This window comes from Aquificaceae bacterium, assembly GCA_037722135.1.
Lineage (GTDB): Bacteria > Aquificota > Aquificia > Aquificales > Aquificaceae > Pampinifervens > Pampinifervens sericum.
Map to the genome: position 1 here is coordinate 1 of JBBKAW010000023.1, position 10,007 is coordinate 10,007.

Annotated in this window: 10 protein-coding genes; 4 read left to right on the plus strand and 6 right to left on the minus strand. The window is 44.3% G+C overall.

The features are described from left to right. Positions 1-53 precede the first annotated feature (53 nt). On the plus strand, positions 54-1,166 hold the full coding sequence (locus WKI49_01630; protein ID MEJ7621203.1) for a KamA family radical SAM protein: 1,113 nt from the start codon (positions 54-56) through the stop codon (positions 1,164-1,166). Continuing rightward, positions 1,150-1,914 carry a YhjD/YihY/BrkB family envelope integrity protein gene (locus WKI49_01635; GenBank protein ID MEJ7621204.1) on the plus strand — a complete coding sequence of 255 codons (765 nt, stop codon included), beginning with the start codon at positions 1,150-1,152 and terminating at the stop codon, positions 1,912-1,914. The genes WKI49_01630 and WKI49_01635 overlap by 17 nt, the downstream gene beginning before the upstream one ends. On the opposite strand, the gene WKI49_01640 is transcribed toward WKI49_01635, so the two are convergent. Genes WKI49_01640 through uvrA form a run of 4 tightly spaced genes read right to left on the minus strand, consistent with a single transcriptional unit; the run spans position 1,894 to position 5,877 of the window. Further along, positions 1,894-2,247, minus strand: coding sequence for a hypothetical protein (locus WKI49_01640; protein MEJ7621205.1), 354 nt, complete (start codon positions 2,245-2,247; stop codon positions 1,894-1,896). The genes WKI49_01635 and WKI49_01640 overlap by 21 nt on opposite strands. A gap of 42 nt (positions 2,248-2,289) precedes the next feature. Beyond that, positions 2,290-2,745 carry a TIGR00725 family protein gene (locus WKI49_01645; protein ID MEJ7621206.1) on the minus strand — a complete coding sequence of 152 codons (456 nt, stop codon included), beginning with the start codon at positions 2,743-2,745 and terminating at the stop codon, positions 2,290-2,292. Continuing rightward, positions 2,742-3,071 carry a hypothetical protein gene (locus WKI49_01650; protein MEJ7621207.1) on the minus strand — a complete coding sequence of 110 codons (330 nt, stop codon included), beginning with the start codon at positions 3,069-3,071 and terminating at the stop codon, positions 2,742-2,744. The genes WKI49_01645 and WKI49_01650 overlap by 4 nt, the downstream gene beginning before the upstream one ends. Positions 3,072-3,078: 7 nt before the next feature. Beyond that, positions 3,079-5,877 carry an excinuclease ABC subunit UvrA gene (uvrA, locus tag WKI49_01655; GenBank protein ID MEJ7621208.1) on the minus strand — a complete coding sequence of 933 codons (2,799 nt, stop codon included), beginning with the start codon at positions 5,875-5,877 and terminating at the stop codon, positions 3,079-3,081. A 29-nt stretch (positions 5,878-5,906) separates the two neighbouring features. Here uvrA and carB point away from each other — a divergent pair, with 29 nt between their 5' ends. Beyond that, the gene (carB, locus tag WKI49_01660) at positions 5,907-7,580 is read left to right on the plus strand and encodes a carbamoyl-phosphate synthase large subunit (GenBank protein MEJ7621209.1); all 1,674 of its coding nucleotides are present in this window, start codon (positions 5,907-5,909) and stop codon (positions 7,578-7,580) included. Here the strand turns inward: carB and WKI49_01665 are convergent. Both WKI49_01665 and WKI49_01670 read right to left on the minus strand, forming a co-directional pair. Further along, on the minus strand, positions 7,577-8,518 hold the full coding sequence (locus WKI49_01665) for a DUF523 and DUF1722 domain-containing protein (protein MEJ7621210.1): 942 nt from the start codon (positions 8,516-8,518) through the stop codon (positions 7,577-7,579). The two genes, carB and WKI49_01665, sit on opposite strands and share 4 nt — an antisense overlap. A 40-nt stretch (positions 8,519-8,558) precedes the next feature. After that, positions 8,559-9,074 (minus strand): fasciclin domain-containing protein, encoded by a 516-nt coding sequence (locus tag WKI49_01670; GenBank protein ID MEJ7621211.1) that lies wholly within the window; start codon positions 9,072-9,074, stop codon positions 8,559-8,561. Between the two features lie 147 nt (positions 9,075-9,221). Here WKI49_01670 and nadD point away from each other — a divergent pair, with 147 nt between their 5' ends. Then, positions 9,222-9,815, plus strand: a complete 594-nt coding sequence (gene nadD, locus WKI49_01675) for a nicotinate-nucleotide adenylyltransferase (GenBank protein MEJ7621212.1) — start codon at positions 9,222-9,224, stop codon at positions 9,813-9,815. Positions 9,816-10,007: the final 192 nt, after the last annotated feature.

Genomic DNA, 10,007 nt, shown 5'->3' on the forward strand with positions numbered 1-10,007 from the left:
GGGCTTTTAACCCAGAACCGCAGGTAGAGATTAGTATAACATATATACAAGTTATGAGAAAGTTTTTCACAGATGTTCCACAGGAGCTTTGGCGGAGCTATCATTGGCAGATACAAAACAGAATAAAAACTAAAGAGGAGCTAAAAAGGTATATAAGGCTTACGCCAGAGGAAGAAAGAGGCATAGACCAGACCACAGGCTTGTATCCTATGGCTATAACGCCCTATTACCTTTCTCTTATGGACCCAGAAGACCCACAAGACCCCATTAGGCTTCAGGCTATTCCAAGAGCGGTGGAAGTGGACGAAAGAGTTCAGTCTATGGGAGAGCCAGACCCCTTTAGAGAGGAAGGACACATTCCGGGTCTTACTCATAGGTATCCCGATAGGGTGCTTTTTACCTTGACTACCTTTTGTGCGGTTTACTGCAGGCACTGTATGAGGAAAAGGATTTTCCAAGAGGGAGAGCGGGCAAGGACAAAGGAAGAGATAGATAGGTTTTTAGAGTATGTAAGAAGGCACGAAGAAATAAGGGATGTGCTAATATCTGGTGGAGAGCCACTTTCTGTAAGTAATGAGAAGTTAGAGTATGTGCTTTCTAACCTACGGAAAATTCCACACGTGGAAATTATTAGGATTGGCACGAGGCTTCCCGTTCTTGCACCTCAAAGGTTCTTTGATGAGGAGCTTTTGCACATCCTTGAAAAATACTCGCCCATATGGATAAATACCCACTTTAATCATCCCAAAGAGATAACCCAAGAGTCCGCAGAGGCTGTGGAAAGGCTTCTTAGGCATGGAGTGCCAGTCAACAACCAAACTGTCCTGCTAAAGGGTATAAACGATGACCCACAGGTAATGTTAGAGCTTATGAGAGGTCTCCTTAGGATAAAGGTAAGACCTGTTTATCTTTTCCACTGCGACCCAGTCAAAGGTGCTTTGCACTTTAGGACAAGCCTTGAGAAGGGTCTTGAGATAATGGAGTATCTTAGAGGTAGGATTTCTGGAATGGGTATACCCACCTACGCAGTGGACTTGCCAGGAGGAAAGGGTAAAGTTCCCATAAGCCCCAATTACATATTGAGCGTTTCTGGAGACACTTATACCTTCAAAAGCCCCTTAGATGGCATTGTGGAATATACCATAAGAGATGCGGAACTATATTAGAGCCCTCCTGCTTTCTTTCGTAGACGCCTTTAGAGAAAACCTTGGATATCATAGTGCGTCCCTCACCTATCAGTTTCTCACCGTCGTAGGTTCTGTGATAATGCTTCTTGGTTTTGTATCCATGTATTTGCCTTTTCTTGAACCTTCAAGGGTTTATGAATATGTAAAAGACTATCTTCCTTCCTATGCGGAGCTAATTTTTGACAAACTTCTCCCCGTGTATGAAAAAAGAGCTTCTGGCTCTCTCTTGTCTGTTGCCCTTGCCTATTACTTTGCACTGTCCTTTGCCAAAAGCCTAAACTTTTCCTTCTCTATGGTCTACAAGAAAAAGCCTTTGGAAAGTGAGTTAGCCTTTTGGGTCTTTATGCCCCTTGTCCTCATACTTTATGCAACCGCCTTGTCCTTTGGCTTAGCCCTTTTAGCCATAGCCAAGTCCTTTCTTGAGGGTATATACCAAAGGTTAACAGAGCTTGCCAACTTTTTGCTTCTCCTTCTTCTGGTTAGCATGCTCTATTCCCTATACTTTCGCCCAAGAGGGTATACCTTTTTGGCTTCCGCCTTTGCTTCCTTATTGCTTTTTATACTCAACAAGGTCTTTTCTATAGTGGTCATAAAGCTGATAAGTGCAAGCCCACTGTATAGTGTAATTGGCTCACCCCTTTTGTTTCTTGTTTGGCTGTATTATTCCTTCTTCTGCCTTCTTCTTGGTGCTTGTTTCCTAAGGAGATTAGACGAGCCTCTCCAGTAGGTTGTTAGCACCATTGAGCTTCTGGTAAGCGGAGGACAAAACGTAGTATATCTGTTCGCCCTCTGCTATAGAGAGGTCATAAAGGGTTATGCTAAGGTCCTTTAGCACTTGGTAGAGGGTCGTGTATAGGCTTTCGTCCAACTTCTTTTCTGGGTTTGGTATCTCCTTGTAAGTTTTCATTATGTAATCACACATGCCCTTTATACTCTTGGCTATATTGAGTATCTCTGGGTCGTGAGCATAGAGTTGTAATACCTCTTGGTATCTTTCCTCTATTTCCTGAGCGGTGCTTTTAAAAAGCAGGTCTTCCAAGAAGAAAACTTCCTTCTCCATCTTTGACCCTCCTGTATAAATATGGTCTGTTGAGAGAAGATTTCAACTGAGATTTTTGTCAATAAATAGGAGAATTTCCTCAAGGCTATTTGCCTGTGTTAGCCCCTCAATCTTGTGGGTTTTGTAGCCTATTATGGGTCTTTTGAGAATAAGAGCGTAGGCAATCTCAGAGAGCGTCCCCCAGTTTCCACCTATTGCAACTACCACATCACCGCTTGCCACCACCAAAGGGTTTCTGTTCCAACTCATGCCCGTTCTTATCCTTATATCCACGTAAGGGTTTGCCTCTTCCCCTTCGTAAGAGGGTAAAATTCCCACTGTGAGACCTCCCTCTTCCTTAGCACCCTTACACACCGCCTCCATGACACCCCCACGCCCTCCACAAACCACCACAAAGCCTCTTTTTGCAATTTCTTTGCCAAGCCTGTATGCAAAAATGTATTCTTCCTCCTCTGGTTTTGCAGAAGAAGAGCCAATAACCGCCACTTGCTTCTTCATTTTGAGCTAAATATGGACTTTATCAAATCCAAAAAGGCAGGGTTTAGGAGCATCAAACCAAGTATCACAAGCCCTATGAGAACCTTAAGGTAAACCTCAAGCCTGTCTATCTTTTTTTCTAACTCCAGTTTTACTATCTGCAGTTCCGCTTTTGTTACCAACTCCTTTGTAAGCTCCTCCTTTATATCCGCTTTGAGAATAGGCTTTTGCCCCTTGACCTTCTCTTCTATGGCTTTCAGGATTACTTCTAAAATCCTTGCCACCTTGTCCGCCTTCTCCCTGCCTAACTCTTCTTCAAGAATTTTGTAGACCTCGTAGCTCAGCATAGTGTTTTTAATTATATGCCTTTACGCCTTGAGGCTCTAAAAGCTTTTTCAGATACTGTCCTGTGTAAGAGTTTGGGTTTTGTGCTATGTCCTCTGGAGTTCCCACCGCCACCACATAGCCTCCCCTTTCTCCTCCCTCTGGACCAAGGTCTATAACCCAATCCGCACACTTTATCACGTCAAGGTTATGCTCTATAACCACCACCGTGTTTCCTCTCTCCACGAGCCTTTGGAGTATGTCTATTAGCTTTTTCACATCGTCCATATGTAGACCTGTGGTAGGTTCATCTAAGAGGTATAGGGTTTTTCCGCTTTCCTTTTTAGAGAGCTCTCTGGCAAGCTTTATCCTTTGGGCTTCGCCTCCAGAAAGGGTTGTGGCAGGCTGTCCCAGTTTTATATAGCCAAGACCTATATCCCTTAGGAGCTGTAGCTTTCTTTTTATCACCGGCACATTTTCAAAAAACTCATAGGCTTCGTCCACGGTCATATCAAGCACGTCAGCGATGTTTTTGCCCTTATAGAGAATATCCAAAGTCTCCCTGTTATACCTTTTACCCTTACATACATCGCATGGCACATAAACAGGTGGTAAAAAGTGCATTTCCACTTTTATCACCCCCTCTCCTTGACAGGCTTCACATCTGCCTCCCTTTACGTTAAAGGAAAACCTGCCTGCGTTGTAGCCCCTTGCCCTGGCTTCTGGCGTTTGTGCAAAAAGTTCCCTTATATGGTCAAAGACCTTTGTGTAGGTAGCTGGGTTTGACCTGGGAGTCCTTCCTATGGGAGACTGGTCTATGTTAATAACCCTGTCAAAGTATTCAAGCCCTTCTATCCTATCAAAGCCCTCTACCTCTGCAGTGCCACCGTAAAAGACCGCCCTTGCATACTCCCAGAGGATGTCGTATATGAGGGTAGACTTTCCACTGCCAGACACTCCCGTTATACACACAAATAAGCCTACTGGAATTTCCACTGTTATATTCTTTAGGTTGTGCTTTCTTGCACCCACTATCCTTAGCCATCTACCCTCTGGTTTTCTCCTTATGGCAGGGACTTCTATGGAGAGCCTTCCAGAAAGATAAGCACCCGTCAAAGACTTCTCGTGAGAGAGCATTTCCTCCACAGTGCCACAAAAGACCACCTGACCACCTTCTTTACCAGCCCCTGGACCCATATCTATTACCCAGTCCGCACTTAGGATAGTCTCTGGGTCGTGTTCTACCACTATAACTGTATTGCCCAAGTCCCTTAGGTCTTTCAGGGTCTTTATGAGCTTGTCTGTGTCCCTCGGGTGAAGTCCTATGGAAGGCTCATCCAAGACATACAGCACACCCGTGAGCTTTGAGCCTATTTGTGTTGCAAGCCTTATGCGTTGCATCTCTCCACCAGAGAGGGTGACCGCACTTCGTGCCAAGTCAAGATAATCCAAACCCACATTTAGGAGAAAGCCAAGCCTGTCTGATATTTCCTTTATAAGCCTTTCCGCCACAAGCAGGTCTTTACCACTGAGTTTTTTAGGTAGGTTGTCAAAAAACTCTTTGGCTTGCCTTATGGGCATGCGTGCAACGTCCCAGATGCTTTTACCATCCACCAAAACCGCAAGGGCTTCTGGTCTTAACCTTGCACCCTTACACTCCGGACAGGGTTTTTCTCTTATAAACTCCGATATTTCCTCTCTTAGTTTTTCTGACTCTTCTTCCAAAAACCTCCTCTCAAGATGCTTTACAATACCCTCAAAGTTTCCACCCTCAATAGACCCACCGTATAGGAGCAAACTTCTTACACTTTGGGGCAGGTCTCCAAAGGGTGTTCTTGGGTCGTATCCCAGTTTTCTAAGCAGGTTCATAACGGGATATCTTAGATAGTCAAAATAGGCGGAGTCCGTTATGCGAAAGGCATCCACCGCAGGCTCTCTCTCATCCACAAGAAGTTTCACATCCACTTCCCATTTCACACCCAGACCCTTACAGGCAGGACAAGCACCGTAGGGAGAATTAAAGGAGAAAAGTCTTGGAGAAAGCTCAGGGATAGAAAAGCCATGGTCTGGGCAGGTAAGACGTTCGCTAAAGACCTCTTCCCTTTGGCTTTCCACCTCTTCTATCTTTACAAGCCCCTTTGAAAGCTCAAGTGCCTTCTCTATGGCACTCAAAAGCCTTGCCCTCTCTTCCTCTTCCAAGGTTAGCCTGTCCACTACAAGGTCTATGTTATGCTTTTTGTTTTTGTCAAGGGGTGGCACTTCCAAAATCCTCATGTATTCTCCGTCCACCTTAACCCTTGAAAAGCCCATCCTGTCAAGCTCCTTGAAAAGCTCTCTAAACTCACCCTTTTTGCCTCTTACGAGAGGAGAAAGGACTGCTATCCTTCTGTTTTGGTATTTTTCCCAGACCTTTTCCAATATTTCATGAGCGGATAGTCCCTCTAAGAGCCTTCCACACTCAGGACAGTGAGGCTTTCCTATGTTTGCCCAGAGCACACGCATATAGTCGTATATCTCCGTGACAGTTCCCACAGTAGACCGTGGGTTTTTGGAGGTGGTCTTTTGGTCTATGGCTATTGCAGGCGAAAGCCCCTCTATTATGTCCACTTCAGGCTTTTCCATTATGCCAAGAAACTGTCTGGCGTAAGAGGAAAGGGACTCCACATACCTTCTTTGACCCTCTGCATAAATGGTGTCAAAAGCCAGAGAGGACTTGCCAGAGCCAGAGGGTCCAGTTATAACCACTAACTTGTTTTTAGGTATGTCAAGGTTTATGTTTTTTAGATTGTGCTGGCGTGCTCCTCTTATAACAATTTTGTCGTAAGCCATCTTGGAAATCTAATATAATATAACCTTTAATGCCAAGACGCACAGACATAGGGAAAATACTCATCATAGGCTCAGGACCCATAGTGATTGGTCAAGCGGCGGAGTTTGACTATTCGGGCACTCAGGCATGTAAGGCACTTTTGCAAGAGGGATATGAGATAGTTTTGGTTAACTCCAACCCAGCCACCATAATGACAGACCCCCAGTTTGCCCACAGGACCTATATAGAACCTCTCACAGTGGATGTTTTAGAAGAAATCATAAGGATAGAAAGACCCGACGCACTACTTCCCACACTGGGAGGTCAAACTGCTCTTAACCTTGCGGTAAAACTCTACGAGGAGGGTATATTGGAAAAATACGGTGTTAGGCTCATAGGTGCCAACTATTCTGCAATTAAAAAGGGTGAAGACAGAGACCTCTTTAGAAAGTCTATGGAGAGAATAGGACTAAAAGTCCCACCAAGCGTGGTAGTCTCTTCTTTGCAAGAAGCCATAGAAAAGGTCAAAGAGGTAGGCTTTCCTGCCATACTTAGACCTGCCTTTACCCTTGGTGGCACCGGAGGCTCTATCGCCTACAACATGGAAGAGTTCAAAGAAAAGGTAGAAATAGCCCTCAAAACCTCTCCCATACACCAAGTGCTTATAGACAAGTCCCTTATAGGTTGGAAGGAGTTTGAGTTTGAGGTAATAAGAGACTCAAAGGACAATGTGATAATTGTCTGTAGCATTGAAAACTTTGACCCTATGGGTGTGCATACAGGAGATTCCATTACGGTAGCACCAGCCCAGACCCTTACAGACAAGGAATACCAAATACTCAGGGATGCCTGCATTGAGATAATGAGAGAGATAGGCGTGGACACGGGAGGCTCTAACATACAGTTTGCGGTAAACCCAGAGACAGGAGATTTTTACGTAATAGAGATGAACCCAAGGGTTTCAAGGTCTTCCGCTTTGGCTTCTAAGGCTACTGGCTTTCCTATAGCAAAGGTCGCTGCCAAGTTGGCAGTAGGATATACCCTTGATGAGTTAAAGAACGACATAACACGTTTTACTCCTGCATCCTTTGAACCCTCTATAGACTATGTGGTAGTAAAAATCCCGCGCTTTGACTTTGCCAAGTTTCCAAGGACAGACAAAACACTGGGAACGATGATGAAGTCTGTGGGAGAGGTTATGGCAATTGGAAGAACCTTCAAGGAAGCCCTTGGTAAAGCCATAAGGAGTCTTGAACAAGATGTGTATGGTCTTGCCTTTCCAGACTACTCCATGCTGGAGGATGAGGAGATAAGAAGAGGTCTAAGAATCCCTAACCCAAACAGACTTTGGTATATTTCTGGAGCTTTCAGAAAGGGCTATAGCGTGCAAGAAGTCTACGAGCTTTCAAAGATAGACCCCTGGTTTCTGGAAAATATAAAGCAGATAGTGGACTTTGAAAAGGTTATAAAGGAAAAGGACTTGGACCCACAGACCCTAAGGCTTGCCAAAGAGATGGGCTATTCGGACTTGGAGATAGCAAAACTCAAAGGTATGGAGGAGCATGAGATAAGAAGTCTTAGGTATCAGTGGAACATAGTCCCAGCCTTCAAGGGCGTGGATACCTGTGCTGGAGAGTTTACCGCATACACGCCTTACTATTACTCAAGCTACGAAAGACCCTATTACACCCTTGAGGGTATGGAAATCCTTGATGAAGACTAAAGCTCAAGCTCCTCTGGATAAGGTTGGAGATAGGCTTGTGTGAGGAGATACTGGTTTTCAAATCTGTAAGCGTAGCCTTTTAGAAACTCCACAAGAAGCCTCCTGTCTACTACTCCCCTCTTGTAGTCCTCCACCAGCTTTAGAAAGTGTGCCTTCTCCGAGGGTTTGAAGTTTCTTGAAAGATGTCCGAAGATATGGAGTATGGCGTTGGCATGTTGACCTATGGAGGGCTTCCTCTTAAGAGCCTCTAAGAAAAGCCTTCTATATTCTGCAAGAGTTTCTCTTAGGTTTTCTTCTCTTGCCTGTGCGGTAAGCCTTCCAAGTGCCTTTAACTTTACCTGAGAGTATGCCATTAAAAGATACTTATACCTTTGGTGAAAGTCCATAAGGTCTTTTACTTTTTCTATTCTCCTAAAACTTTCTCTGAGGTCTGCAATAGAAAAAAGCCTTGTGAGAAAATGCCTGCGTAGTTGTTCATCCCTTAACCTTCCCTCGTCCTCTACCGGTAGGTCTTCAAATCTTTCCAAAACCCTCATGGCAAAAAGCCCCTTTCCCTTTGAATGAAACTCTCTCCCCTCTGGGTCTTTGTATACCTTTGTATTGGAAACCCCACAGGAAGGCGACTTGCTCTTTAGTATAAAGCCATCCACCTCTGAAAGTCCGCTTAAAAACTTCTCCGAGAAGCTCTCCATCCTTTCTGTTAGCTCAAGACCCGTTGCAGGTTGAGAAAGACCAAAAGCATGGTCTCTTCTATAGACTATTATCTTCTCTCTTGGAACGCCAAGACCTATAGCTATCTCTGGACAGACTTCTATAACTTCACAGTAAGGAAGAAGTTTAAGGACAAATTCATCCCTAACCTCTTGACCGTTGTAGCGAACAGGTTTTAGATTTAAACAGGCACTGACTACTACTCTCGGCTTTGGGAACTGCCTCACATAAAGCATTTTACAAAAAGCCCCCAAAGAGGGCAAGGCTTTACTTAGGCATTATCACAGTGTCTATTACATGTATAACACCGTTGGAGGCTTCTATGTCTGTTTTTACTATGTTGGCGCTGTCTATCTTAGCACCGCCTTTTAGGCTTATGGTAGCTTGTTGACCTTGAAGGGTCTTAACCTTTTGACCGTCCTTTAGGTCCTTTGAATAAACCTTGCCTTCCACTACGTGGTATAGAAGAACCTTCTTAAGTGCTTCCTTGTCCTTTAGAAGAGCATCCAGCTTGTCCTTTGGAATTTTTGCAAAGGCTTCGTCGGTGGGAGCAAAGACCGTAAAACAACACTTTGTAGCAAGGGTTTCTTCAAGACCTGCCTCCTTAACTGCGGTAAGAAGGGTCTTAAACTGACCTGCCTGCTGAGCGGTTTGGACTATGTTAGGCTTTGCGTCTGCCTTTTTGCGTTCCTTTTCATGCATGCCAGCGACTGCAAGCCCAAGGGCAAAGGAAAAAACCGCAGTGCCAAGAAGTGCCTTTTTGAAAAGAATGCCTTTAAACATGACTACACCTCCTTTTGGTTTGATGCTTAAAGAATAGCCTCAAGAGAAGGTCAAAGAAAGCGTGAATTTGTATGGTTGAATGCTACATTTTGACTGACTATCTGACCTAAAGCAAACTTAGATACCGCTATAATTTTACGCTAAGCTATGAAACTCTTCTTTGGTGGTAGCTTTGACCCAATACATATAGGTCATCTCTTAGTAGCAAGGGACGCCCTTGAGCTTTTGGGCTTTGAAAGGGTAGTCTTTTTACCAGCTTATCAGGCACCTCTAAAGGAGCCACACAGGGCAAGTGCAGAGGATAGGTATAACATGATAAGTCTTGCAATAGAAGGTTTTCAAGGCTTTGAGGTTAGCAGGATAGAAATAGAAAGAGGTGGAGTTTCTTATACAGTGGATACCGCAAGGGATTTAAACAAAATTCTTGGACAAAAGCCTTATTTTCTTGTAGGAGCGGACAGTTTTTTGAGCCTTCACCTGTGGAAAAAGCCTAAGGAGCTTATTTCCCTTGCAGGTTTTGTGATAGTAGACAGAGAGGGCAGGTGGCAGGAGGTTAAAGGCTACATAAGGGAGCATTTCCCAGAGCTTAAAGAAGGAAGGGATTTCCATCTTGTTTCAGTTAGACGAGTAGATGTATCCTCAACAGAGATAAGGCAAAGGCTAAAAGAAGGCAAGAGCATAAAATGGCTTGTGCCAGAAAAGGTGGAGGAGTATATACTTTCAAGGGGTCTTTATAGATAAGCTATGCCAACCTTTCAATAGGCTTAAAGTTTTGTTCTTTTACAGTCCAACATTCTTCAAAAAGTATCCCTTAGCATGGACAAATACCCCTTTTGTGGGCATTCATCCACACCTCAGGTTTAGGGACCGATTGAAAGTATGGATTTCTTTCAATCAATCCCAGTGCCTTACTCCAAAGACACTTAAACCGCT